The organism is Caballeronia sp. M1242, from assembly GCF_017220215.1.
In the GTDB taxonomy this organism is placed as follows: domain Bacteria; phylum Pseudomonadota; class Gammaproteobacteria; order Burkholderiales; family Burkholderiaceae; genus Caballeronia.
Window position 1 is genome coordinate 1,295,284 of the sequence record NZ_CP071130.1, and the last position, 25,553, is coordinate 1,320,836.

Sequence of the window (25,553 nt, forward strand, 5' to 3'; positions counted from 1 at the left end):
AACGATACATTGCTTGGCCCTCGCAAACGTCACGCCGCGTGCGCCAGCAGAACTGCATGACTATCGCAGACGGCGTGGCGTTACTCGTTCCATCGTGGCGGTTGCGTCGGAGGCAATGAGACTTTACCGTTGTTCACAAGCCCGGCGACGACGCGCGCAGACCGCGCGCCAGCGCTCCCGAACATTCTCACCACAAACGAATCCCGTAACTCCTCACCTTTGCCAAGCCCGCCACCATGAGCCTGACCGCCCCCGCCTCGCATCCCGACAATCTACCGCCACAGGGCCTCACGCCCACGCGCGAGCAAATCATCCGGCATCTGCGGCGCGCGAGCGCCGTCGCCGAGCGCGCGACCTTGCTCGGGCATCATCCGTTCGGCGCGATTCTCGTCGGCCCGGATCAGGAAAGCGTGTTGATGGAGCAAGGCAACGTCGATACCGTCAACCACGCGGAATCGGTATTGGCGCGCGTCGCGGCGCTCAACTTCACGCCGGAGTATCTGTGGAGTTGCACGCTGTATACATCGGTCGAGCCGTGCTGCATGTGCGCGGGAACGGCCTACTGGGCCAACATCGGACGCGTGGTCTACGGGCTGACCGAAGCGCGCCTGCTCGAAGCCACCGGCAATCACGCAGAGAATCCGACGATGAGCGTCTCGTCGCGCTATGTCTTCGACCATTGCCAGAAGCAGGTGGAACTGATCGGCCCGATCGCGGAAGTCGAGGAAGAAGTCTTGCGCGTGCAGCGGGCGTTCTGGTCTACGCGATAAAACGGCGGTCGCCGCTAGATCACATTGAGCATCGCGAGCGCCGTTTCCTGCAACGGCGGCAATACGCGGGCGAGCGCGGCCTCGCTCGTCTCTTTCCCGATCGGCATGTTCACGGACAGCGCCGCGACCACTTGTCCGTGCCGGTTCTTGATCGGCACCGCGACGCCGCGCACGCCCACTTGCAACTGCTGTTCGAAGACCACGAAGCCGTCCGCGCGCGCCTGCCGAATCTTGTCGTAGAGCGCATCCTTATCGGTGATGGTGAGCGGCGTGAACGGCCTGAACTCCGTTGCGTCGAGCCATGCGCGCACCGCGTCCTCGTCCGTCTTGTAGGCGAGCATCACGAGTCCGGCCGACATCAACGCAGCCGGCACGCGCGCGCCCAGCACGAAGCCGGTGGTCATCACGCGCGAGGCGCCGTTGCGCGCAATGATGACGAGATCCCATTCGTCGAGCACGCTGACATACACGTTCTCGTGGATCAACGCGCTCAGGTGCTGCAAATACGGCTGAACGATGCGCGGCAGCCGCGCCGAGTCGAAATACGACCAGCCCACGCGCAACACGCGCGGCGTCAGATTGAAGAGCTTGCCGTCGGTCTGCACGTAACCGAGGTGCGCGAGCGTGAGCAGATACCGCCGCGCCGCCGTGCGCGTGATGCCGGTGCGCACGGCCGCTTGCGTCGGCGTCATGCGCGCGTGCTGGTCGTCGAACGCTTCGAGGATCGCCAAACCCTTCTCGAGCCCGGCGATCCAGTCTCGCTTGTCCAGTGCCGGTTTTGTCATATGCGGTTCGAGCCTTTGCTAGTGCTAACCCCCAAAGCGGCCGATTATCGAACGCGTGCGTGCGATAATCGCGCACAATTTATCACAAATCGTTGCCCGCTCGGGGTTGCGCTCTTATGCTCGTTTCACTCGTAAGGGACATGTTCGCGAGCCTGGCTCGATTGCCTCGCCGCCCGACCACGCGGCGGCGCGAATCGGCAGAAAACGCAGGTAAGAAGAAACGCACAGGCGGTAGCGTAACCACTCGTTAAACCAACATTCGGAGACACTTTATGGCTAGCCCTAAGGAAGAGGCGCACGGCGGCCGCCAGGCGAAAAAAGCGACGGCGAGCGGCTGGATCGGCTCGGCGCTCGAGTACTACGATTTCTTCATCTACGCGCAGGCGGCGGCGCTCATCTTTCCGCAGCTGTTCTTCCCGTCGGGCAATCCGAAAGTGGCGATCGTCGCATCGCTCGCAACGTACGGCGTGGGTTATGTGGCGCGGCCGATCGGCGCGTTCGTGCTCGGTCATCTGGGCGACACGCACGGCCGCAAGAATGTGCTGCTCATCTGCATGTTCCTGATGGGCTTCTCGACGATGGCGGTCGGTCTCTTGCCGACGTATCACAGTGTCGGCATGCTGGCGCCCACGCTGCTCGTCGTGTTGCGGCTGATTCAAGGCTTCGCGGTAGCCGGCGAGATTTCCGGCGCAAGCTCGATGATTCTGGAACACGCACCGTTCGGCCGACGCGGCTACTACGCGAGCTTCACGCTTCAGGGCGTGCAGGCCGGCCAGATCCTCGCGGCTGCCGTTTTCCTGCCGCTCGCCGCCTTCATGCCCGAGTCCATGTTCAATTCGTGGGGCTGGCGCGTGCCGTTCCTGCTGTCGGCACTGGTGCTGGTCGCGGGCTACATCATTCGTCGCGAAGTTCACGAAACGCCCGCGTTCGCAGCGGAAGGCGCGCACGGCGAGCTGCCGAAGTCGCCGATCAAGGAAGCCTTTGCGAACAGCACGCCCGACATGATCCGCGTCGTTTGCATGGCGCTCATGAACGTGATTCCGGTCGTCGCGACCATCTTCGGCGCGGCCTATGCGGTGCAGGCTTCGTACGGCATCGGCTTCCAGAAGAGCGTGTATCTGTGGATTCCGGTCGTCGGCAACATTCTCGCGGTGCTGGTGATTCCGTTTGTCGGCAACCTGTCCGACAAGATTGGCCGCCGCATGCCGATGATCGTCGGTTCGCTGCTCGCGGGTCTCTTGTCGTTCGCGTATCTGTATGCCATCAGCATTCGCAACGTGCCGCTCGCCATCGTCATGTCGCTGTTGATGTGGGGGGTCGTGTATCAGGGCTATAACGCGATCTTCCCGAGCTTCTTCCCCGAACTGTTCCCGACGCGTTCACGCGTGTCGGCCATGGCGATTGCGCAGAACATCGGCACGACGATTACCGCGCTGCTGCCCGCGCTCTTCGCGGCGGTCGCGCCGCCGGGATCGGCCAACATTCCGCTCACGGTCGGCGCGCTGGCGTTCGGCGTGACGATCATCGCGTCGATTGCGGCGTGGTCGGCGCGCGAAACGTATCGCGTGCGTCTGGACGACCTCGGCAAGAAGGACGCCGTGCCGATGAGCGAGCAGGAATACGAACGCATGCGCGCCGATTCGATGGCCGTCGAGAAAGTGGCCAAGGCTCACGCCTGACCGGAACACGCGCGTGTTCCACGGGGCCCTTCGGGGCCCTTTTTGTTGCTTCGCGATAACATGCGAGCCACTTCTTGCATGACGCGGAGGCATGAATGGCGGGGTTCAACGAGCGCATCCTGAACGGCATCAGCGTGTTCGCGGCGATCGTCGATGCGGGCACGTTTGCCGCAGCCGGCGAGAAGCTCGGCATGTCGCAACCGGGCGTGAGCCGCGCCATCGCGCGTCTGGAAGCGCGACTCAAGATACGCCTGTTCGACCGCACGACGCGCACGGTCTCGCTCACCGACGACGGCCGCCGCTTCTTCGAACAAGTCATGCCGCATCTGATCGGCCTCGAGGAAGCGGCGTCCACTGCGTCGGGCAGCGCGACGGCGGTGCGCGGGCGGCTGCGCGTGAACGTCGACCCGATCTTCTCGCGGCTCCTGCTCGGACCGAAACTCGAAGCGTTCATGGAAGCGCATCCCGAACTCGAACTTGAACTGCTCACGCGCGACCGTCTGGGCGACATGATCGCCGATGGCTTTGATCTCGCCGTGCGCTTCGGCGAGCCGCGCAATTCGAGCCTCGTCGCGCGCAAGTTGCTGGATACGCCGGTGCGCACGGTGGCCGCGCCTTCGTATATCGCGCGCTGCGGGCGGCCGGCGACGCCGCAGGCGCTTGCGAGCGGCGCGCACACGTGCATCGAATTCCGCGATCCGGAAACGGGGCGGCCGTTTCCGTGGGAGTTTCATCGGAAAAAGAAGCGGCTCACCGTCGCAACGCGCGGGCATCTGACGCTGAACGATCCCGGCACGATGCTGAACGCGTGCCTGTCCGGGTACGGCATCGCGCAGATACTCGAACTCGGTCACGCGGATCTGATGGCGGAAGGTGCGCTGATCGACCTGTTTCCGGACTGGCCCGACGAGCGCTTTCCGCTCTATGCGTTTCATCCGTCGCGGCATCATCCGCCGGCCAAGACGCGGGCGTTTCTCGACATGGTGATTGCGTTGACCGGGGCGGAGACAGGCGGGTGATTGCGGTGCGCGGCGTTTATCGAAGTCGCGCTGATCGCGCGGCGTGGTCAGCGCGCGCAGGCATCCGGACGCGCTTTCGCGCCGCGACGCTCGGGCGGCACCTTGCAATTGTCGACGCGTTGCTCGTCGCTGGCTTTGTCGCCGAGCCGTTCTTTCAGCGTCTTAGGCTCGGAGGCGGCGGACGCGCTGGCGGCATCGTCGGCGTGGGAAGTCTGCGCCGATGCGAAGCCGATAAGCAGCAAAGCAATACGAAACCAGCGGTTCATCATGGTCGAGCCTCGTGAAAGCTCAGAGCCTCACCGCACCGCCACCGCAGCGCACTCCGTTGTTTGCTCTTTCATTTCGACGCCGCGCAAGCCGCGCACCGACACCGCGAGCCCGCCCGCGCCCGCGCGGTTCTCGACAGTCAAGGTCGCCTGATGCCGCTGCGCCACGCGCGACGCAATGGCAAGCCCTAGCCCGCTGCCCTGCCCGTGCGTCCCCGCGCCGCGATAAAAGCGGTCGCACGCGCGCTCGATCTCGTCGGGCGGAATGCCGGGGCCCGTATCGAGGACCGTCAGCGCGATGCCGCTCGGCTCGCGGCGCAGCGTCACATCGACGCGTCCGCCGGGCGGCGTGTGGCGGATCGCGTTATCGAGCAGATTGTTGAGCAGCACAGCGAGCGCATGCGTGTCGCCGAGAATCGCGAACGCGTCGTCCTCGCTGCGCGCATCCTCCAGTTCGAGGCCGAGGTCGATCGACTTCGCCTCCGCAATCAGCGAGAAGTCCGACACCCGCGTCTCGCATAGCGTGCGCAGGCTCATCGGCGCGATGGCCGCCTCACGTGCCGCGTCCTCGCGTGCCATGCTCAGCAACTGCTGCGCAAGATGGATCAGCCGGTTCAGCCGCCCGTCGATCTTGCCGACCGTCGCGTCGTCCACTTTCAGCGAGCCGTCGCTGATGGCGCCTTGTATCTGCAATTTGAGCGCGGTGAGCGGCGTGCGCAGTTCGTGGGCGGCATCCGCGATGAACGTGCGCTGTGCCTCCGCCGCCTCGTTGAGACGCGTGAGCAGGCCGTTCAGCGCATCGACGAGCGGACGCAGTTCGACGGGCGTGCTCGCGGCAAGCGACACGGGCGCAACCGATTCCGGCGAACGCGCGGCGAGCGACCGCGAGAGCCAGCGCACCGGCGCGAGACCGCGCGCCACAACCACGAGCACGATCACCACGATGACCGGTATCAACAGCGCGAGCGGCCAGATGGTGCGCAGCGCGAGCGAAATGGCCATGTCCTCGCGCACGAAGTACGGCTGCGCCACTTGCACGAAGCGATCCGGCAAGGTCATGCCGAACGCGCGCCAGCGGTAGCCTTCGCGCTCGGCGGAGCGGAAGCCGTCGCCGAAACGCGGCAGCGCGGGTTCATGCGGCGAGTGATAGATGAGCCGCCCGGTTTTGTCCCAGATGTCGATGACGAGCCGGTCGTCGGCGATGCCTACGAGGTCGTGGCTGCGTCCCTCCGCGACATCCGACGCAGTGATGTTGCCCGGCAGCGAGACCGCGACGGTGCGCAGTTCGTAGTCGAACAGTTCGCCCGCCTCCAGCTGCGCCATGTGAAAGATGCCGTAACCCGCGAGCAGACACGCCGCGGCGAGTCCGCAGATGAGCCAGCCGAGCAGCCAGCGCCGGATGGAGTTCATCCGATCCTCTTCAGCCGATAGCCTACGCCGCGCACGGTCACGATCTGCTCGGCGCCGATCTTGCGCCGCAGGCTGTGCACGTGGACTTCGATCGCGTTGCTGCCCACTTCCTCGCCCCATCCATAGAGTTTCTCTTCCAGCTCCGAGCGGCGGAATACGCGCGACGGCTCCTCGATCAACGCCTGAAGCAGCGCGAATTCGCGCGGCACGAGATTCAGCGCGACGCCGCCCTTCGACGCTTCGTGCGCGGCAGGATCGAGCGACAAGTCGCCGTGCGTGTACACGAGTTGCGTATGGCCCGTGCGGCGGCGCAGCAGCGCGCGCACGCGGGCGGCGAGTTCGTCGAGATCGAAGGGCTTGAGCAGATAGTCGTCCGCGCCGGCGTCGAGGCCACGAATGCGGTCATCCACCGCGTCGCGCGCCGTGAGAATCATGACCGGCGCATGGCCGCCGTTCTTGCGGTAGACGCCGAGCAGATCGAGGCCGTCGCGCTTCGGCAAGGTGAGATCCAGCAACACGAGGTCGTACACGTCGTTGCCGAGCGACAACTCGGCCGCGCGGCCATCCTGCGCCCAGTCCACGGTGTAGCTGGAGCGGCGCAACGCGGCCAGCACCGTCTCGGCGATCATTTCGTCGTCCTCTACCAAAAGCAGGCGCATGCCCTTCCCCAAGCTTTGACGTCGCGGCCATTCTCCTTGCGTCTTGCTTAAGCGCCACTTAACGCCCGGCACGCCGGACTTAAGGATCGCATAAGCAACCAGCCCGCACTATACCGCCAGGCGCGCCGCAAACCGTGCACGCGCGCTTCTTGGGTGCGAGCGACCGTTCTCGTTTTGCGGCGCGCATGCGGTGCTTTTGGAGCTATGCCGCGCGGTCTGCGGATGCGCGTCGCGCGGGCGCGGCGGGCGCACAGGCTTCGCGACGCTCGTATCCGACGCGGTTTACGGACGATGCTGCGCGGCTCGTCCAACTGCAATCTGCCGAAAGCCGTCGTGCCGCGGCTGCTGCCGTCGTCGCGGCGCGCTGTCGGCGAGAAGTCCACGCGGTCGGGCGTGACTCGGAACTCGCCCGGTCCGGTTCGAGCCCGGCTCTTGGCCGGGCTCTTTTTTTGTCCGGCGCGCGCTCCGGCCTGCTTGAGGTGAGAGTTTTCGGGAATCACGTGGAGGAACCGCCCGCTGGCGGGCTTCTGCGCGTGGCTCAGGTGAGGTTTTTCGGGAGCAGCCTTTCTCCCCTTTCCCGCGAAACGCGCCAGTAAGCGCGAGGAAGGCACACCTTCCGTCGACGCGTGCTGACAGTTCGTCGGAGAACAACGTGCGGCGCCGTTCCGGGAACGATTCCCCAAAACGCGGAGCCGAGTCCCGCGAAGCTCGAATCCGAGGCAGTCGCGATGCTTGTCCATCACCCTCGTCCTGCACGATGCCAATAGAGCCACGCCGAGCTAGCACTGCCACGAAGGCATTAAGATGCGCGGCGAACAGGCAATTGCTGATACAGACCGCTCGTGCTCCGACTCATGGCGGCAACGGGTGCCCTCAACGAATCGACGACGGATGCCGTGCAAGCGGCGTGACTTGCATCGTCATATACGGGAACAAGGGCAGCGCCGACAAGATGGTGTGCAATTCGTCGTGCGAGTCGACATCAAAGACACTGTAGTTCGCGTACTCGCCAACGACGCGGTGCAACTGCTGCCACTTTCCGGATCGCTGCAGTTCCTGCGAGTAAGCTTTCTCGCGTGCTTTGATCTCATCGGCCTGTGCCGCCGGCATATCGTGCGGCAGACGCACGTCCATTCTTACGAGATACAGCATGTTTCCTCCTGAGGGGGACACTCCCGTTGCAAGCGAAAAGGAGCGTCATGTCGATGTTCTTGTTGACGCGCGCTTAAGCCTTCTTGTCGCGGCGGTAGAACGCCAGCTTGTCTTCGTCGATGTGCAAGCCCAGGCCCGGTCCTTCCGGAAGATGCAGGTCGAAGTCACGATACTGCGGACGGGCGGTCACGATGTCATCCTTGAGCAACAGCGGTCCGAATAGTTCGGTACCCCATGCCAATTGCGGGAGCGCGCTGAAGCCGTGCGCGGATGCAATAGAGCCGATGCTGCCCTCGAGCATCGTCCCGCCATAGAGCAGCACGCCCGCCGCGTCGGCGATGGCAGCCGTGCGCATCATGCCGTAGATGCCGCCCGACTTCGCGATCTTGAGCGCGAAGACATCGGCGCACGCGCCTCGCACCAGGTCGAGCGCGTCCTCCGGCCCGGTGACGGCTTCATCGGCCATGATCGGCACGACGAAGCGCGCAGCCAGTCGCGCAAGCGCGCCGCGTTGCTCGCGAGGCGTGGGCTGCTCGATGAGGTCGATACCCGCAGCCTCGAGCGCTTCGATGCCTAGCGCAGCATCGACTTCGTTCCATGCCTGATTCACGTCGACAGTGACCTTAGCCCGGTCACCCAGTGCTGCCTTGATTTTCGACACGTGAGCCACGTCATCGCGCACGCTTCGGCGGCCGATCTTCAACTTGAAGACGTTGTGGCGGCGTTCGGCGAGAAACATCTCCGCTTCTTCAATGTCGCGGTGGGTGTCGCCGCTGGCGAGCGTCCACAGCACCGGAAGCGTCTCGCGGGCCGAGCCACCGAGAAGCGCTGACACGGGAACACCTAGGCGCTTGCCCTGTGCGTCCAGCAATGCCGTTTCAATGCCTGACTTCGCGAACCGGTTGCCTCGGGCGACCTTGTTGAGCTTGAGCATGGCGGCGTTGATGTTGGCCGCGTCCTGACCGATCAACGCTGGCGCCAGATAGGTGTCGATGGTCAGCTTGATGCCTTCCGGAGATTCCTCGCCGTACGAGAGTCCACCGATGGTCGTGGCTTCACCAATGCCCTCGATGCCGTCGCTCGAGCGTAGACGGATGATGACCATGGTCTGTTGCTGCATGGTCGCCATGGATAGCTGATGCGCGCGAATGGTCGGCAGGTCGACCAGAATCGCTTCGACGGATGTAATGTGGGCGTTCATACCTGGAGCGGCAAAGTGGAGTGGTTGCTCCAGTATTGACCGGCAAAACACCGTGTGTCCAACACCTTGCACGTCTAATGCCATACTCGTCGGGTATGACGACTACCGCCCCCTTTCGACACGCGGGACGTAGGGGATGTGATGCTCTTCGTAAAGGCGATAAATGAGCTCGAGGATCTCGCGCAGGTCCCGGGATTCGTCCATTGCTCGCGTGCTCATGATGATGGGCGATACAAGCGTCGGGTCGTCGAGTTCCATATAGCTGACATCGTCCCGCTTCAATCCATAGACGCTACTGGGAACCACGGACACCCCTTCTCCTGCTGCGACGAGACCCAGGGCAATCTGGAGTTCGCGCACCTCGTAAATGCGCCGAGGCTTGAGGCCGCGCTCGTCGAATGCCGCCAGTACCTGGTCCGCGTAGCTCGGGCGAGGCGCCTTGGGGAAGATGATCAGGGTCTCGTTGAGCAGGTCACGTAGCGCGATGACAGGTTTCGCGGTCGACAGCGGATGCCCGAAAGGGAGTGCGGCAATCAACTTCTCTTCCCGCAGCACGACCCGGCGGATGTTCGCATCTTCGTTCCTGATGCGGCCGAATCCGACGTCGATCCGTCCTTCCTTGAGCGCACGGAGCTGATCCATCGTCGACATCTCGTGAAGACTCAGTTCTACAGTCGGGTTCTCGTCGCGAAAGCGCCGGATGATTTTCGGAAGCAAGCCATAGAGCGTCGAACCGACGAAACCGACGGAAAGACTGCGCTCGATGTTGCCCACCCGCCTCGTCATCGATTCGAGTTCGGCCGTTTGAGCCAGCAACTGCGACGCGTGGCTGTAGAAGAATTTCCCCGTCTCGGTGAGCTTCAATGGCCGCGAGTTGCGCTCCAGAAGCTGAACGCCAAGCGTCTCTTCGAGCTGCTGTATTTGGCGGCTCAACGGAGGCTGCGCGATATTCAATCGCTGAGCGGCGCGTGTGAAGTTTTTCTCTTCCGCGACGGCGACGAAATACCGCAAATGTCGCATCTCCATCTCTATACCTCCCAGATATAGCCCGATACTAAAACAGTGTTGGACCGAGGGGTAATCTGTCCACTATCCTGCATTCACACGCTATTCCGACGGCCAATTATACCTTCTAAACATAGAAGGCCAGGCGAAAGGCGAGGGTTAACCCGACTGATAGAGAGATTCAGGAGCAGACATGAGCGTCAAAGTGTTCGACACCCCGGAAGTACGAGACCTGCTGAAAGCCGCCGCGAACCTGGGCCGTGACGATGGCAATGCGCGCGCCAAGCAAATCGTCCATCGCCTGCTGAGCGACCTGTTTAAGGCCATCGACGACCTCGACATGACGCCCGACGAAATCTGGGCCGGCGTCAACTATTTCAATAAGCTCGGTCAAGACGGCGAGGCCGCCCTGTTGGCCGCTGGCCTGGGTCTCGAAAAGTATCTGGATATCCGCATGGATGCGGAAGACCGCGAAGCCGACATTCACGGCGGGACGCCGCGCACTATCGAAGGGCCGCTGTACGTTGCTGGCGCTCCTGTGCGCGATAGCGTCTCGAAGATCGACATCAACGCGGATGAAGACGCGGGTCCGCTGGTTATCCGAGGCACGGTGACCGGACCGGATGGGAAGCCTGTGGCGGACGCAGTTGTCGAGTGCTGGCACGCGAACTCCAAGGGCTTTTACTCGCACTTCGACCCGACGGGCGCGCAGGACGACTTCAATCTTCGCGGCGCGGTAAGAACCGGCGCTGACGGCAAGTATGAATTCCGTACGCTCATGCCTGTGGGCTACGGCTGCCCGCCTAACGGCGCGACGCAGCAGTTGCTCAACGCCATTGCCCGTCATGGTAATCGCCCGGCGCATGTGCACTTCTTCGTGACCAGCGACAACACACGCAAGCTCACGACGCAAATCAACATCGAAGGCGACCCGCTGATTTGGGATGACTTCGCTTACGCAACGCGCGAAGAGCTCGTGCCGCACGTAGTCGACAAAACCGGCGGCCTCGCGCTCGGTCTCAAGAACGACGCATACAAGGAAATCGAGTTCAACTTCACGTTGACTCCGCTCGTGCAAGGCAAGGACAACCAACTGGTGAATCGTCCGCGCGTCGCCGTCACAGCGTAACTGCTCGTTGGCGGCCGCCCTCAGGCCGCCACCTCTGCGCACTACCCATCTGAACCGATACTGCGGGCTTCAACGAGAAGCCCGCAGGGAGACGACTCATGTCTGCAACTATCGATAAAGCGCGACAACTGGACGATTTGCTCAGCAATGCTGTTCAGGACGATAACGAAAATGGTGTCTTCCGTTGCCGCCGCGACATTTTCACGAATCCCGACCTGTATGAACTCGAGATGAAGCACATCTTCGAGAGCAACTGGGTCTATCTCGCGCACGAAAGCCAGATCCCGAACAACAACGACTACTACACCACGTATATCGGTCGTCAGCCGATTGTCATCACTCGGGACAAAGCCGGCGAATTGCACGCGGTCATCAATGCGTGCGCGCATAAGGGCGCGATGCTCTGCCGTCGCAAACACGGCAACAAGGGCAGCTTCACGTGCCCGTTCCACGGCTGGACGTTCTCGAACGCCGGCAAGCTGCTGAAGGTGAAGGACGAGAAGACGACCGAATATCCCGTGCAATTCAACAAGCAAGGCTCGCACGACCTGAAGAAAGTCGCGCGCTTCCAAAACTACCGGGGCTTCCTGTTCGGCAGCCTCAGCGAAGACGTCTTGCCGCTCGAAGACTATCTCGGCGAGACCAAGGTCATCATCGACCAAATCGTCGAACAGGCGACGGACGGACTCGAAGTGTTGCGTGGCAACTCGTCATACATCTACGAGGGCAACTGGAAGTTGCAGATGGAAAACGGCTGCGACGGCTATCACGTCAGCACCGTTCACTGGAACTACGCCGCGACCATGGGTCGGCGCAAGGTCGAGGGCACGAAAGCGGTCGATGCGAACAGCTGGAGCAAATCTGTCGCTGGCGTTTATGGCTTCGAACACGGCCATATTCTCTTGTGGACCAGAACGATGAACCCAGAGGTCCGTCCGGTCTATCAACATCGCGACGAAATCGCAGCACGCGTGGGCGAAGAGAAGGCTAACTACATCGTCAATCAAACGCGCAATCTTTGCCTGTATCCGAACGTGTTCCTGATGGACCAGTTCAGCACACAGATTCGCGTGGTCCGTCCGATCAGCGTCGACAAGACAGAGGTCAGCATTTTCTGCTTCGCGCCGAAGGGAGAAAGCGCAGAAAACCGCGCCGTTCGCATCCGTCAATACGAAGACTTCTTCAACGTTTCGGGCATGGGCACGAGCGACGATCTGGAAGAGTTTCGTGCTTGCCAGGCCGGTTACGGTCCCACCACGTCCATGTGGAATGACATGTCGCGCGGTGCGCCGCTGTGGGTCCACGGACCCGATGAGAACGCAAAGGGTATGGGCCTGAATCCGCTCATCTCGGGTGAGCGCAGCGAAGACGAAGGTCTGTTTGTCGTGCAACACGAGTACTGGGCAAAGGTCATGCGGCAAGCACTTCAAAAGGAACAGGCGGAGGCAACGGTATGAGCTTCGAGTACCAGAAAATCTGCAATGCGCTCTATCAAGAGGCGCGTTTCCTGGATGACCGGCAGTGGGACGAGTGGCTCGACTGCTATACCGAGGACGTGACGTACTGGATGCCGGCCTGGGACGACGACGACAAACTCACCGAGGACCCGCAGAGCCAGATTTCGCTCATGTATTACCCGGACCGTGGTGGTTTAGAAGACCGCGTCTTCCGCATCAAAACCGAGCGAAGCGGCGCGTCCATGCCGGAACCGCGCACGAGCCACAACGTGACGAATGTGGAAGTGCTGGCCGAACGCGACAACGAAGTCGACGTCCGATACAACTTCAACACGCTCAACCATCGATACAAGATCACCGACCAGTTCTTCGGCACCATCTACGTCACGTTTCGGAAAGTCGACGACCGTCTGCTGATCTCCCGCAAGAAGATTGCGTTGAAGAACGACTACATCCGGCAAGTGCTCGACGTCTACCACGTCTGAGTGTGCTGCCGGTAGAGAAATGAAGTAGGAGGCAACATGTCCAGCTACAACATCGCACTGAACTTTGAAGACGGAGTGACTCGCTTCGTCGAATGTAAAGCCGGCGAGAAGGTCCTCGATGCCGCGTTTCGCGCCAAAATAAATCTGCCGATGGATTGCTCCGATGGCGTATGCGGCACCTGTAAGTGCCGCGCCGAGAGCGGCAGTTACGACCTCGGTGATGACTACATCGAGGACGCGCTGACCGACGACGAAAAGGACAGCGGTCTCGTGCTCACCTGCCAGATGGTGCCGCAGAGCGATTGCGTCATTGCGGTCCCGGCATCGTCGACCTCGTGCAAAACGGAACATAACAAGTTCTCCGCGACGGTCACGAAGGTAGAGCAGCACAACGACGCAGCCGTTGTACTCGAGCTTGACGTGGACGGCGTTCCGCCCGTTTTCCTGGCCGGTCAGTACGTCAATATTGACGTGCCGGGAACCGGTCAGCATCGCTCGTACTCGTTCTTATCGACGCCAGGCGCATCAAAAATCAGCTTCTTGATTAAGAAGATCCCGGGTGGCGTGATGAGCACCTGGCTCGAATCTGCTCAGCCGGGGAACACGGTGCAGATGACCGGACCGATGGGAGTTTTCTATCTGCGCGCTGTCGAGCGACCGCTGCTATTCCTGGCGGGCGGAACAGGACTCGCCCCTTTCCTGTCGATGCTCGAAGTACTCGTTCGCGCGAACTCGCAGCAGAAGGTACACCTCATCTACGGTGTAACGCGAGACCTGGACCTGGTGCTGGTGCAGGCGATCCAGGCGTACACGGAGAAGCTTGCGAACTTCACTTTCAGTACTGTCGTTGCGGATCCGGAATCCAGCCATCCACGCAAAGGCTGGGTGACCCAGCATGTGCCCGCTGAATGTCTGAACGACGGAGATATCGACGTTTATCTTTGCGGCCCTCCGCCGATGGTCGACGCCGTACGCAAGTACTTCGACGACAGTGGCGTGAAGCCGAATAGCTTCCACTACGAAAAGTTCACGCCTAACGTTGCGCCGGTGATGTCATGAACGAGCGCAGGTTCGAAGGAAAAGTGATGGTCGTCACGGGAGCCGCGCAGGGAATCGGTCGTGGCGTGGCGCTGCGTGCGGCTGCGGAAGGCGCGAAAGTGGTGTTCGTCGACCGCGCCGACTTCGTCTCCGAGGTCGCAGCCGAGGCGACCGGCGCGGATACCGCCGGCTTCGTCGCGGACTTGGAAACTTACGAAGGCGCGGCCGCTGCCATCGACTTTGCCGTGCGGAAGTTCGGTCGGGTCGACATTCTGGTCAACGGAGTGGGTGGTGCGATTCGCATGCGGCCGTTCGCCGAATTCGAGCCGGCACAGATCGATGCCGAGATTCGCCGCTCGCTGATGCCCACTTTGTATGCGTGTCACGCCGTGCTGCCGCACATGCTAGCGCAAGGTGGCGGAACGATTGTGAATGTCTCGTCGAACGCCACGCGCGGGATCCGCCGCGTGCCGTATTCCGCCGCCAAGGGCGGAGTGAATGCGATGACTCAGTCGCTCGCGATGGAGTACGGCGAGCACAACATCCGTGTCGTCGCTGCGGCGCCCGGTGGAACGCAAGCGCCTCCGCGACGCGTGCCCCGCAATCTTGCCGGCGACAGCGAGCAAGAGAAGACGTGGATGGCCGAAGCGGTGAAGCAGGTCACTGAGTCGACGTTCTTTAAGCGTTACGGAACGCTCGAGGAGCAGATTGCGCCCATTCTGTTCCTTGCCTCGGACGAGGCAGGTTACATCACAGGTGCCGTGTTGCCGGTTGCTGGTGGAGACAACGGCTAAAGCCGCGAATGAATAACGATATCGGAGACGCCTCGATGAGTGAACGCAAAGCCATTGTCCCCGCTGGGATGGAAGCGGTGTACGAGAAGATTCGCTACGCGCCTGCTGTGAAGGTCGCGAACACGGTCTATGTCTCAGGCCAAATTGGCCGGGATGCCAGCATGAAGCTGGTGGCAGAACGCGAAGCGCAGATTGTGCAAGCGTTCGAGAACTTGAAGGCAGTGCTCGAAGCTGCCGGCGGCACGCTTGCCGACATCGTCGATGTCACCACGTTTCACACGGACATGCGCGACCTTCCGTTGTTCATGGAAGTGCGTGACCGGTATCTCAACACGCATCCCTTGCCTGCATGGACCGCTGTGGGCGCACACATGCTGGGTGGCGCCGCCGGATACGTCATCGAAATCAAGGCTATTGCCGTGTTGGCTGATTGAACGTTTACCGCACGAATCTCAAGACGGAGCCGGTCTCTTGCTGCGGGTCGGAGGGGATATCGCAAAGGGAAAGAGTCGACTACGGACAAAAGGCTTCGGCTTATAGAACCGGAGACCGCGCGAATTCTTCCGCATTAGAAGACTTAGAGTCCGTCGGGTCGTGCTTGTTCGTCGACACTCTGCTTACTCGATGCGATCGACAAGTCCGACTATCGACAAAGCTCGAGCGTTATAAGTGCGGTCGATCGCTGGTAGCTCGGCATGCGACCCCTTGCAGTTTTCGAGCTGTTGAAGCATAGACGCGATTCCTCATCCGTTGAGCAAAGGTGACCAGCTCGGAGCGTCGCGCAACCGCCGCGTTTCGAAGAACGCGCCAGCGGTGACGCAATCCCGCAAAACAAAGTGAATCGCGACCTCCGAGTCGAGGAGCATAGGTGCTATTTAAGGTCGCTAGCATGCGGTCCCGGAAATGCTCACCTACGCAATGTTCGGAGGTCTAAATTGTTCTGCGCGAGAGCCGAGCACACGGTGGGACCGAGCCATACGATCGAAAGGTGAGCATATGCGGGAGCCGAACTGCAGTCTTCGCGCGCCGCGCCAACACGCTGACGTAAGGCCGGCGCGGTATGTCGATAGCAAGCGGTGCGATCCACCGCTTCTTGATTGACGTTCGACTAGTAAGAAGCCGGAGTTTTGCGGCTGTTTCTTTGAGGCGGGAACGACTGTCTGCGCTCACCGAGATGGTCGATGCTGTTCAAACAACGCCTCTCCAAACTTGCTCGGAACTTGGATGTCATCCGACACGTATCAGAACTTCACTCGAAGCTGAAACCCGATAGTGAACGGCAGGTCGCTGGACGGAATCGGCGGGATCAGAATGAAGTTCGCGCCGACGCGCTTATAGTCCACCATCACCAGCGGCGCGGCCACGGGGCCGATCATGTGATCGTGTCCGATGCCCCAGCGGCCGTAGTCATAGCCGGAAATCAGGCCGCCCATTGCCGCAAGCCGCACAAAGCCCCAATGGAGGAATTCGGGCGCCCAGACGCCGCCGCCATAAAACGACGGTTTCGACAGCGAGTTACGAAAATAGCCGCCCGTTACGGCCCACTGCGGCGCGAGCCAGCACTCCGCGCCAATTCCCGGATTGAATTGCTCGAAGTGCTTGTCCGGGTGAAAGTGGTGAGAGCCGACCATTGCGTCGATCCAGAGCCCGTCGTCACACCATGCCGCGTTCGCAGGCGGCGCCCACGCGAACGCGGCTGACACCATCAGCAGCGCGACAATGAACCAGCGAGAACGGAGCGGGTAAAGGCGGTGCCGCAAGGAGCGCATGTTTTATCCGCCATCGCGCGTGGCCATGGCGCCTTTTTGAGATGAGAATCGACGCGAACTCTACATGAATCGCGTGATTTTCGTGTGCGCGGACGAAATCGGCGTGGCGGCCGTTGTATTTCTGATTGCAAATGACGGTCTTACGGGAGTGAGTTCATGATGCACGCTGCGAGGCACTATTTGACGATGATCTGCGCGGTTGCGCTGCTATGCGGATGCACGGCGTTTAAGGTCGTGACGCACTACGTTTCGGCGAACGAGGCGAGCGTTCCGGTCGGATTGTATGAGCTGGATCCGCACCATTGGAACGTGAGCTTCGACGTCGATCACTTTCATTACTCGCGATTCGTTATGCGCTTCGACAAAGTTTCGGCGCGCCTAAACTGGAACGGTGGCGGAATCGCGGCGAGTCGCGTTGAGGCGACTATCGACGCGTCGAGCGTCGATACGAATGTGCCGCTGCTCGACCGGATGCTGAAGGGACCCGACATGTTCGACGCAGCGCGGTATCCGAACATCGCTTTTCAGAGCACGACATTCGAACGTACGGGTGATGACACCGGCACACTCACCGGCGACTTGACCATTCGCGGCGTGACACGGCCGGTAAAGCTGACTGTCACGTTCAACGGCCACGCGGTGAACCCGCTGACGAAACAGGAAACGCTCGGGTTCTCCGCCGACGGGCATTTCAGCCGCGCGGCGTTCGGCCTGAGGACCTGGTTTCCCGCAGTCGGCGACAATGTCCACGTCGCCATTCAGGCGGAGTTCGGAAAGCAGAAGGAATAACTCGGAGGTCAGGCCGCAGTCCAGTCGAGCACGACTTTGCCGCTGTTGCCGGAGAGCATGGTCGCGAACGCCTGCTCGTAATCGTCGACGGAAAAGGTGTGCGTAAGGATGGGCGAGAGATCGAGCCCGCTTTGCAGCATCGCGACCATCTTGTACCAGGTCTCGAACATCTCTCGCCCATAGATGCCTTTGATCTCGAGTCCCTTGAAGATGACCTGATTCCAGTCGATAGCCGTTTGCGCGGGCGGAATGCCAAGCAGCGCGATCTTGCCCCCATGATTCATCGCTTCGAGCATGCCCGTGAAGGCGCTCGGCACGCCGGACATCTCCAGACCGATGTCGAACCCTTCGGTCATGCCGAGCTCGCGCATGACGCCGCGCAAATCCTCTTGGGCGACGTTGACGGTACGCGTCGCGCCCATCTTGCGCGCGAGTTCGAGCCGATAGTCGTTGACGTCAGTAATCACGACGTTCCGCGCGCCGACGTGCCGGGCAATGGCAGCCGCCATCACGCCGATCGGACCCGCGCCGGTGATGAGCACGTCCTCGCCGACGAGGTTGAACGACAGGGCGGTATGCGTGGCGTTGCCGAAAGGGTCGAAGATGGCGGCGAGGTCGTCAGAAATGCCGGCCGGGATCTTGAAAGCGTTGAACGCCGGAATCACGAGATATTCGGCGAAGGCGCCTTCACGGTTGACACCCACGCCGACCGTGTTGCGGCACAGGTGGCGTCGTCCCGCGCGGCAATTGCGGCAGAAGCCACATGTGATGTGACCTTCGCCCGACACCCGATCGCCGATCGCAAAGCCGCGCACTTCTTGTCCCATCTCGACGATCTCGCCGACGTATTCGTGGCCTACATGCATTGGCACCGGCACCGTCTTTTGCGCCCAGTGGTCCCACTTCCAGATATGGATGTCCGTACCGCAGATCGCCGTCTTGCGAATACGGATGAGAACGTCGTTATGGCCGACCTCCGGACGCTTTACGCGGGTCAACGTGAGGCCAGGCGCGCGTTCGAGTTTGGCTAGAGCTTTCATGTGCTGTTGATCCTGACGGTTGTCGTTGCGGTTTTCGCGTGCGGGGCGAGCGATGGCCCTTTATGCGCATAAAGCTCTGCGCCGGCTGAGTGACACGCTCACCGGATCACGCCAAGCGACCCTCCCACACGAGCGAAAGCCGCCACCGCGCGATCGATCTGGTCTGGCGTATGCGCCGCGCTCATCTGCGTGCGAATGCGGGCACGTCCCCGTGGCACCACTGGATATGAAAAGCCGATCACGTACACACCTTCTTCGAGAAGTGCGTCGGCCATCCGAGAGGCGAGCTGCGCATCGCCGAGCATGACGGGAATGATCGGATGCTCGCCCGCCACGAGATCGAAACCGAGAGAAGACATCGCGTGACGGAAGCGAGCCCCGTTCTCGCGCACGCGCGAGCGGAGCGTCGCACCTTCATCGCTGTCAAGCAGGTTCAACACTTCCAGCGACGCCGCCGCGATGCTGGGCGCAAGCGTATTGGAGAACAGATACGGCCGGCTCCGCTGGCGCAGCAGTTCGACAATCTCCTTGTGAGCCGCGATGTAACCGCCGGAAGCGCCGCCGAGCGCCTTCCCGAGCGTGCCGGTGATGATATCGACGCGATCCAACACGCCGCAGTGCTCGGGCGTGCCGCGTCCTTTCTCGCCTATGAATCCGACCGCGTGCGAATCGTCAACCATGACGAGCGCGCCGTAGCGGTCGGCGAGATCGCAGATACCCGCGAGATTCGCGATGATGCCGTCCATCGAGAACACGCCGTCGGTAGCGATCAGCTTGTAGCGTGCGCCGGCGGCCTCGGCTTCTCTCAAACGCGCCTCGAGATCCGACAGATCGTTGTTCTTGTAGCGCAGGCGTCGCGCTTTCGAAAGCCGCACGCCGTCGATGATGCTGGCGTGATTCAGTTCATCGCTGATGATGGCGTCTTCTTCGCTCAGCAGCGTCTCGAACAGGCCGCCGTTGGCATCGAAGCAACTCGAATAGAGAATCGCGTCGTCGGTTCGAAGGAACTGCGCAATGGCGTTTTCCAGCGACCGGTGCACGGTCTGCGTGCCGCAAATGAAGCGCACCGACGCCATGCCGAAGCCGTCGGCGTCGAGGCCCGCTTTGGCTGCTTCGATCAGACGCGGATCATCTGCAAGCCCCAGGTAATTATTCGCGCAGAAGTTGAGGACGACCCGTCCATCCGCGAGGCGGATCTCCGGCGACTGCGGACTCGCAATGACGCGCTCGTTCTTGTAGAAGCCCGCAGCGCGAATATCGTCGATGACGTCGCGCAGGTAGGACAAATATCGGTCTCTCATGGCGTGGTCCGGTTGCATCCGCGTACGCACGCGGTCGTTTAGCCCTGCTATAGTCGAAACATCGCATTGGACGCGTTCGATATTTCGAACGAAATTCCAATATGGAGAACACTCTAAGGGAAGAATGGCGTCATGGCAAGTTCGCGCTCAGAACCGACGGCCGCCGAATCAACGGCGGCCGGACCTGTGCCGCCGCGGGTCGGCGAGTACATTCAACGGCTGCGCAACGAAAGAAAGCTGACGCTCGACGATCTGTCGCGCGCGGCGGGCGTATCGAAGTCGATGCTGTCAGAGATCGAGCGGGACAGAGCGAACCCGACTATCGCAGTAGCATGGCGGCTGACAAACGCGCTTGGCATCAGCTTGGACCAGTTATTCGCGCAACAACGTCCTGCGGAGGCGATCCGGGTCGCGAGCCCGCACGACATACCGACCTTGAGCGGTGACAACGGTGGCTATCAATTACGCGTCTGGGGGCCGATAGAACTCGCGGGCAAGTTCGAGTGGTACGAGCTCACGTTGCAGGCCGGCGCGGCGCTCCGCTCCAACGCTCACGAGCCAGGCACGCGCGAGCATTTGACGGTTTTGAACGGAACGATCGAAGTGGAAGTAGCCGCGCTGACGCGTCGTCTTAAGACAGGCGAGACCGCGCGTTATGCAGCGGACGACAGTCACGCGATTCGCAACGCGGGGCGCTCGGAAGCGAAGGCGTTGCTAGTCGTGATTCATGGCTGATAAAAGAGGGGGCTCGCTGACTTTATGCGCATCAAGTTCTGTCGCCGTGCGGACCACGCGACGCGGGGCGTTCAGTGGACGCCCCGCATCAAAACACCGTGATGGCCGGAAACTTGGATTAAGGGTTCTTCCGCACGCTGTCCTTCAGGTCTTCGCGGACATCGCCCGCTCCCTTCTGAATCTTGCCGGCGACCTGTTGCATGTCGCCCTTCGCTTCTTGCGCGGGATCGTCAGTAGCCTTGCCGACTACTTCGTTGATCTTCCCCTTCACTTGTTCGCCGACGCCCTTAACTTGGTCCTTGTTCATCGCTTTTCTCCTTGAGGTTCAGCGGGAAACAGTCTCGATGCTCATCGCAGAAACTGATGTGCGGCTACAGAGCTCTGCTCCGAGCGCCAATTTAGGATGCGCTATCTCACCACCTTTCGGCAGCCGCGGATGTCTGAACAACGCGTAGGCGGAATCGCACATACACCGAGTGAGAACGGCGCGACGCTATTTTCAGGCGCGAGGATACTGTATATTTATACAGTGCGACGACCGGTGCGAGAGGTGACAACATGGAGTCAAACGGCGAACATCTGAGCAAAAAACAGTTCGAGCGGGCCGTGCGCGACCTGGAAAGCATCACGCGGCAGATAGCGGCTCGCTACATCGACAAGGGCGTGCCGTTGACGTGGCGCCTCTTGCACGCCATCGAAGCCGAGGCAGTTGCAGACCTCGGGTTTGCGGGGCGTCACGAAGCCGCGCTGCGTGAATTGTTCGCGCGCCCCGACAACTTTGCCTATCCAGAAACTGACGACGTAGTGGACGTCGCGTCGTCCGACGCTTTGCCGGCAGTCTTCGGCTTCGCCGTCGACGCGTACGAGTGCGCTGCGCGGCAAGGCCAGCCGCGACTAGCCCTCGCGGGCCATTGATTGGGCGAGGCTACGGATCGCCGTCCAAGGTCGTGCCAAAGCCTGACTTCGCCGATGAGCATATGGGCGCAGCGAGCGCGCGCAGGGTTCGATACAGTGGATGGTTGACGCCCGCCGCGCGAGGCCCGACTCTTTCTCTAAAGCGAACAGCGTCATATCGCCCTTCGAACACAATGCCGACTACCACCGATCTCTTCGACCAACAGCGCGCGGACTGGCAGGCCGACCCGCACGCTGCCTTCGACGCATGGCTTGCTCAACAAGAATTCCGTGCGTCTTCGGCCGACGTTTATCGCGCGCAATGGGGCAACTTCCTCGAATGGCTCCAGGCGAAACGGGCGACGCTCCATACGGTGCAACGGCCCGTCATTGAACAGTTCGTCTCGCAGCTCGACATTCGGCGTCCGCAGCGGATGCGCTACTTGCGTTTGATCGAACGCGTGCTCGATCACGTGCGGGAAATCGAGGCCGCGGGGACCAATCCCGCGCGGTTCATCGCGCAGGACGGCGATGCAGCCTGGCGCAAAGCCCGCGACAACGAGCCGACCGGCTTTCTGACGCACGACGAGCGCGCCTTGCTGATCGCGCATCTGTTTTCGCCTTTGGGCGCGCTGCCTGCCGGACAGCGGTGGCGTGAACAACGCGACCGAGCACTGGTTGCCGCCTTTTTGGGCGCAGGGGTGAAAACCGGCGAGGCGGCGCAGTTAACCGTCGATTGCTATGCGCCTGGCGCGCCTTACATAACAGTCGATGCATCAAATCCGCTTTTGATCCGCCAGGCGCGCCTTGCGCCGTTCGCCGTCGAGTTGCTGGACGGCTGGATCACCGAGCGCCGAGCAGCCGGGCTGGAGGGCGAACTGCTCTTTCCCGCGGCGCCGTCCGGCCGGCCGATGCACAAGGCGACGATGCTACGCGCCATCGATGCGGTCGTCGCTGCGTCGGGCATCGCAGCGTCTCGCGTCGCGCGAGCCAGCCCCCAGACGCTTCGCAACTCCTACGCGGCCGAGCTGTTCGACGAAGGCGTCGAGCCCGAGCGCGTTGGCCAGTGGCTAGGTTTTCAGCAGATGATCTCGGTGCATCGGCTGCACCGGGCATGGCAGGATTGGATGGGTGAGCAAATACGGGAGCGCGATATTGCTCAGGCCCGTGCCGGTTCGAGCGACGAGGCAGGCATCACGGGACTCTGACGACGCTCCCGAAAACGCTCACCTTATCGCTCGGACGAGCCGGTGCGCCATCAGGCGCGAACTTTCGAGGCATGGCGGAAGCCATACAACGCCGACAATTTCGACGAGGCCGGCCCGGACGTTCGCTCGCATTTGGGACAACACAACTCGTATTCGTCCTCGTGCAACTGCAATTCAGGCTCTCCGTCTTCGCAGCCGGGGCAGGCCCCCGGCACGGCCACATACGGATCGGCTTGCGTTCCGAGGGCAGCGATCTCTTCGTCCGCGAGCCGTCCTTCCGCGACCAGCGACGCGAGCAATTCGCCGACTTCCGTGCTCATGCGAGCCCGCACCCGGTGGGCGTCACGCTCGCGCGTGAGTGCGTCGATCTCGTCGGACTGCGCGCGTACCTGCGACTCCAGGCGATCGGCACGACTGCGCGCGACACTAAGCTGTTGAATGAATTCGAACTCCTTGCGGCCGGCTTCGCGGATGCTCGCCTGATAGGTCGCGGCGACACCTCTTAGGCTATCGAGTTCGACAAGCATCGGCTTGACGCGGCGCTCTGCGTCCTTTACGGCGTCGTTGATCTGCTGCGCGTAACGTTCTGTGTTGCTGCGCAATTCGTCTTGAAGCTCATCTAGCCGGTCGCGCAGACGCGCCGTTTGGGATTGCTCTGTCGCAAGACGCTCCGCAAGAGCCGAGTTCTCAGCCTGGGACCGCGCAATTGCGTTGCGAAGTTCTTCTTGAATCTCAAGCTCGCGCTGGCGCAGCCGGCTTACTTCGGATTCGAGCGACGCTATGCGCGCCGCGGCCGATTCGACTCGACTCTCGGCAGCTTGGCGTGCCTGCTCCATCGCTTCGCAGCGAATCTCTGCTTCGTGCGCGCTCGCTGCAGTATGCCGAGTCATCGCATCCACTCGCGAGCGTTCATCGTCGAACGTAGCGGCCGCTTGCCGCCTGGCTTCGTCGAAAAGCTCCGCCAACAATTCGCCCGCGCGTTCCTGAAGTGCCTGCGGGATGCCGCCTGCCTCGACACGCACGCGAACACTCGAGCGCACGGTTTCCCAAAACGCGTCGATGTCTCGCGGGATGTCGGTGGCACTCCCGACCTGCGTCAGATCTCGAACGGTCGTAACCGAAGGACGGATGCCGAGGTCGAAGAATAATCGTCGGCAAGCGTGCTGGGAGAGTTCGTGGCGACGGGCGCCGGCTGAACGCATTCTCTCTAGCTCTTGGCGAACGGTGTCGCGCAGGTGCGAGTCCATTGATCCTCAACTAGACATGTTATGCCTGTCACGTTTTACGTTTCAGGCGTTACAACAAGCGACTTGGGTTGCAGAAACGCGGTTATTTTGCTGCCCGCCGTGCGTTTCGAGTACGCAATGCTGGCTATTGTAGACCATTCGTTGTGAAACATGATGAGGATGTTCTTCTAACATCATGATTTGACACGGTTTAGGGTGATCGCGAGAGAAAACGCACTGTTCCACAGATGTTTCGTACGAAAAACCAGTCCTTGAGCAATGACGTTGGGGCGATCTTCTGCATTCAAGCGCGCAGCTTTGAGAGTATTAGAAGTAAACACCCTTGAACCCTTGTTGAAACAGTTAACGCCTCTGCAAACCCTTGTGGAGCAAGGCTCTCCGGCCGTCTCGGTGAGCGTTTGCGGGATACATGGTGAGTCTCTACGGGTGTCATGGGTGGTCGGCTTCGGGAGGCTCAGTGAGGAGAAGCAGGACACATAGTGAGCGGCTTCAGGGGAGCGAATCTTTTGATAGGTGAGCGAATACGGGATAGCACGGCATTGAGCGCCTTATGGCGCCGTGGTGGCCGAACTTCCGTGTGTTCGCGTCGGTGAGACGATGCAGGAGCCGTCCAGTAGTATCCGTGCTGTACCTTTTTGTGTAGTTTTTTCCCTTTGGTGAGCGTTTACGGGCCAAATTCGTCCTGCAAGGTGAGCAAATACAGGAGCGAGAGCCGGCTTGTAGAGGCCAAAGACGTGTCCGCACCATCCGAGGTGAGCCTTTGCGGGAGCGCAAAGGACAAGCGCAGTGGCCAAAGGTGAAGGTTTTCAGGAGCGAATTGTCCGTTGAGACGGCCCACTCGTGATGGGTGAGAATATTCGGGATATGCGGATATTGGGTCGCGCCGCGCACGTCCTGCAGAGACTATGTAGTTTGATCAACGACTTAGACCACATCTGTAAAGTATGTTGGAAGCCTGGAAGCCCTCTACTTCGGCTGCGAGTCCGAGCACTTGCTAAAGTGAGCATTTTCGGGAGCACCCGACGTTAAAGGACAACGCATTCTTCTGAAGCCGCCTTTCTTGCGTGCCTTGCAGCCGCGCTAATCTCAGAGGTGAGTGCTTGCGGGACGCCTCAGGTGAGTTTTTTCAGGAGCCAATTTGCATGTCCCGCGTCGGCAAGGTGAGAGGTTTCGGGACTCGGCGCCCCCAGTTCCAGCATGCGCGGCAGTTGCGAGAGCCGGTCGATGACTTACCTCGCGCGTAAAGGTGAGGCTTTGCGGGAGCGACTGCCGCTAAGTTTGCCCAACAGCGACTACTAGCCGCCACAGCGCTTACGGCGGGACGGTATCGACTGCTGTCCTTATTGGAGGAGCTTCGCGATGACCGCGGCACCGGCCTGCGCCACGTGCTGCAAGGACGCACTGCGCAAAAAAATCGGACGACCTTCCGGTGTCTCGCGTGCGCTACACCGTGTCTTTGTAACGAGATCTTTTTAAGGTGAGTGTTTTCGGGAACCTTGCCGTACACCAAGGCCGTGGGCTAAAAACACAGCGGTCCGTTTACCCGCGCGGGCGCTGGACGCGTCCGCTAGCGACAACCGGTGAGTGGTGAGCCTTTTCAGGAGCGCACCGCAGTGAGTCGCCGAGCTGCAACCTCGATCACCATTCAAGGGTGAACGCACCCGGTAGACGCGAATCACCGCGCCCGTTATGCTTGCCGCAATACTGAATCTGATACCTGT

25 protein-coding genes are annotated in these 25,553 nt (G+C 61.3%); 13 read left to right on the forward strand and 12 right to left on the reverse strand.

The features are described from left to right. The first annotated feature begins 236 nt into the window (after positions 1 to 236). Positions 237 to 770: a nucleoside deaminase gene (locus JYK05_RS19450; protein WP_206468978.1), complete on the forward strand. Its 534-nt coding sequence runs from the start codon at positions 237 to 239 to the stop codon at positions 768 to 770. A 14-nt stretch (positions 771 to 784) separates the two neighbouring features. Here the strand turns inward: JYK05_RS19450 and JYK05_RS19455 are convergent, their stop codons facing one another. Next, positions 785 to 1,555 (reverse strand): IclR family transcriptional regulator C-terminal domain-containing protein, encoded by a 771-nt coding sequence (locus JYK05_RS19455; protein WP_175940794.1) that lies wholly within the window; start codon positions 1,553 to 1,555, stop codon positions 785 to 787. Positions 1,556 to 1,827: 272 nt separating this feature from the next. Between JYK05_RS19455 and JYK05_RS19460 the strand changes: the two genes are divergently transcribed. Both JYK05_RS19460 and JYK05_RS19465 read left to right on the forward strand, forming a co-directional pair. After that, positions 1,828 to 3,234 (forward strand): MFS transporter, encoded by a 1,407-nt coding sequence (locus JYK05_RS19460; RefSeq protein ID WP_206468979.1) that lies wholly within the window; start codon positions 1,828 to 1,830, stop codon positions 3,232 to 3,234. Between the two features lie 95 nt (positions 3,235 to 3,329). Beyond that, positions 3,330 to 4,253, forward strand: coding sequence for a LysR family transcriptional regulator (locus tag JYK05_RS19465; RefSeq protein WP_206468980.1), 924 nt, complete (start codon positions 3,330 to 3,332; stop codon positions 4,251 to 4,253). Between the two features lie 47 nt (positions 4,254 to 4,300). Here the strand turns inward: JYK05_RS19465 and JYK05_RS19470 are convergent, their stop codons facing one another. The 6 genes from JYK05_RS19470 to JYK05_RS19495 all read right to left on the reverse strand — a co-directional run bounded on the left by JYK05_RS19470 (position 4,301) and on the right by JYK05_RS19495 (position 9,967). Next, complete coding sequence (locus JYK05_RS19470) at positions 4,301 to 4,522, reverse strand: hypothetical protein (RefSeq protein ID WP_206468981.1); 222 nt, start codon at positions 4,520 to 4,522, stop codon at positions 4,301 to 4,303. Positions 4,523 to 4,549: 27 nt separating this feature from the next. Continuing rightward, complete coding sequence (locus JYK05_RS19475) at positions 4,550 to 5,929, reverse strand: ATP-binding protein (RefSeq protein WP_206468983.1); 1,380 nt, start codon at positions 5,927 to 5,929, stop codon at positions 4,550 to 4,552. Further along, the gene (locus tag JYK05_RS19480) at positions 5,926 to 6,588 is read right to left on the reverse strand and encodes a response regulator (protein WP_175940799.1); all 663 of its coding nucleotides are present in this window, start codon (positions 6,586 to 6,588) and stop codon (positions 5,926 to 5,928) included. Before JYK05_RS19480 ends, JYK05_RS19475 begins: the two co-directional genes overlap by 4 nt. 873 nt (positions 6,589 to 7,461) lie before the next feature. Beyond that, entirely contained in the window at positions 7,462 to 7,740 is a 279-nt protein-coding gene (catC, locus tag JYK05_RS19485; protein ID WP_206468985.1) for a muconolactone Delta-isomerase, read from the reverse strand. Between the two features lie 73 nt (positions 7,741 to 7,813). After that, complete coding sequence (locus JYK05_RS19490; RefSeq protein WP_206469689.1) at positions 7,814 to 8,941, reverse strand: muconate/chloromuconate family cycloisomerase; 1,128 nt, start codon at positions 8,939 to 8,941, stop codon at positions 7,814 to 7,816. A 102-nt stretch (positions 8,942 to 9,043) separates the two neighbouring features. Then, positions 9,044 to 9,967, reverse strand: a complete 924-nt coding sequence (locus JYK05_RS19495; protein WP_206468987.1) for a LysR family transcriptional regulator — start codon at positions 9,965 to 9,967, stop codon at positions 9,044 to 9,046. Positions 9,968 to 10,139: 172 nt separating this feature from the next. Between JYK05_RS19495 and catA the strand changes: the two genes are divergently transcribed. From catA to JYK05_RS19525, 6 genes are all read left to right on the forward strand, one after another. Further along, entirely contained in the window at positions 10,140 to 11,075 is a 936-nt protein-coding gene (catA, locus tag JYK05_RS19500) for a catechol 1,2-dioxygenase (protein ID WP_206468989.1), read from the forward strand. Positions 11,076 to 11,173: 98 nt separating this feature from the next. Continuing rightward, positions 11,174 to 12,532 (forward strand): Rieske 2Fe-2S domain-containing protein, encoded by a 1,359-nt coding sequence (locus tag JYK05_RS19505; RefSeq protein ID WP_206468993.1) that lies wholly within the window; start codon positions 11,174 to 11,176, stop codon positions 12,530 to 12,532. Beyond that, entirely contained in the window at positions 12,529 to 13,017 is a 489-nt protein-coding gene (gene benB, locus JYK05_RS19510; protein WP_175940804.1) for a benzoate 1,2-dioxygenase small subunit, read from the forward strand. Before JYK05_RS19505 ends, benB begins: the two co-directional genes overlap by 4 nt. Before the next feature lie 36 nt (positions 13,018 to 13,053). Further along, on the forward strand, positions 13,054 to 14,076 hold the full coding sequence (gene benC / locus JYK05_RS19515; RefSeq protein ID WP_206468995.1) for a benzoate 1,2-dioxygenase electron transfer component BenC: 1,023 nt from the start codon (positions 13,054 to 13,056) through the stop codon (positions 14,074 to 14,076). After that, the gene (gene benD / locus JYK05_RS19520; RefSeq protein WP_206468997.1) at positions 14,073 to 14,849 is read left to right on the forward strand and encodes a benzoate diol dehydrogenase BenD; all 777 of its coding nucleotides are present in this window, start codon (positions 14,073 to 14,075) and stop codon (positions 14,847 to 14,849) included. Before benC ends, benD begins: the two co-directional genes overlap by 4 nt. Before the next feature lie 35 nt (positions 14,850 to 14,884). Next, entirely contained in the window at positions 14,885 to 15,283 is a 399-nt protein-coding gene (locus JYK05_RS19525; RefSeq protein ID WP_206468999.1) for a RidA family protein, read from the forward strand. Between the two features lie 807 nt (positions 15,284 to 16,090). On the opposite strand, the gene JYK05_RS19530 is transcribed toward JYK05_RS19525, so the two are convergent. After that, positions 16,091 to 16,555 carry a hypothetical protein gene (locus tag JYK05_RS19530; RefSeq protein WP_206469691.1) on the reverse strand — a complete coding sequence of 155 codons (465 nt, stop codon included), beginning with the start codon at positions 16,553 to 16,555 and terminating at the stop codon, positions 16,091 to 16,093. 222 nt (positions 16,556 to 16,777) lie between these two features. On the opposite strand from JYK05_RS19530, the gene JYK05_RS19535 reads away from it, so the two are divergent. After that, a complete protein-coding gene (locus JYK05_RS19535; protein WP_206469693.1) occupies positions 16,778 to 17,407 on the forward strand; it encodes a YceI family protein in 630 nt (209 codons plus the stop codon). Positions 17,408 to 17,415: 8 nt separating this feature from the next. Here the strand turns inward: JYK05_RS19535 and tdh are convergent, their stop codons facing one another. Then, on the reverse strand, positions 17,416 to 18,447 hold the full coding sequence (gene tdh / locus JYK05_RS19540; RefSeq protein ID WP_206469001.1) for an L-threonine 3-dehydrogenase: 1,032 nt from the start codon (positions 18,445 to 18,447) through the stop codon (positions 17,416 to 17,418). 98 nt (positions 18,448 to 18,545) lie between these two features. Then, entirely contained in the window at positions 18,546 to 19,748 is a 1,203-nt protein-coding gene (locus JYK05_RS19545) for a glycine C-acetyltransferase (RefSeq protein WP_206469003.1), read from the reverse strand. Positions 19,749 to 19,880: 132 nt separating this feature from the next. Between JYK05_RS19545 and JYK05_RS19550 the strand changes: the two genes are divergently transcribed. Continuing rightward, complete coding sequence (locus tag JYK05_RS19550; protein ID WP_175940811.1) at positions 19,881 to 20,483, forward strand: helix-turn-helix domain-containing protein; 603 nt, start codon at positions 19,881 to 19,883, stop codon at positions 20,481 to 20,483. Positions 20,484 to 20,601: 118 nt separating this feature from the next. On the opposite strand, the gene JYK05_RS19555 is transcribed toward JYK05_RS19550, so the two are convergent. Then, a complete protein-coding gene (locus JYK05_RS19555) occupies positions 20,602 to 20,790 on the reverse strand; it encodes a CsbD family protein (RefSeq protein ID WP_206469004.1) in 189 nt (62 codons plus the stop codon). A gap of 251 nt (positions 20,791 to 21,041) precedes the next feature. On the opposite strand from JYK05_RS19555, the gene JYK05_RS19560 reads away from it, so the two are divergent. Next, positions 21,042 to 21,398 carry a DUF2471 family protein gene (locus JYK05_RS19560; RefSeq protein WP_206469006.1) on the forward strand — a complete coding sequence of 119 codons (357 nt, stop codon included), beginning with the start codon at positions 21,042 to 21,044 and terminating at the stop codon, positions 21,396 to 21,398. Between the two features lie 173 nt (positions 21,399 to 21,571). After that, positions 21,572 to 22,585 (forward strand): tyrosine-type recombinase/integrase, encoded by a 1,014-nt coding sequence (locus JYK05_RS19565; protein WP_206469008.1) that lies wholly within the window; start codon positions 21,572 to 21,574, stop codon positions 22,583 to 22,585. Between the two features lie 50 nt (positions 22,586 to 22,635). Here JYK05_RS19565 and JYK05_RS19570 read toward each other — a convergent pair whose 3' ends face one another. Beyond that, on the reverse strand, positions 22,636 to 23,832 hold the full coding sequence (locus JYK05_RS19570; RefSeq protein ID WP_206469009.1) for a DNA-binding protein: 1,197 nt from the start codon (positions 23,830 to 23,832) through the stop codon (positions 22,636 to 22,638). Between the last annotated feature and the right edge of the window lie 1,721 nt (positions 23,833 to 25,553).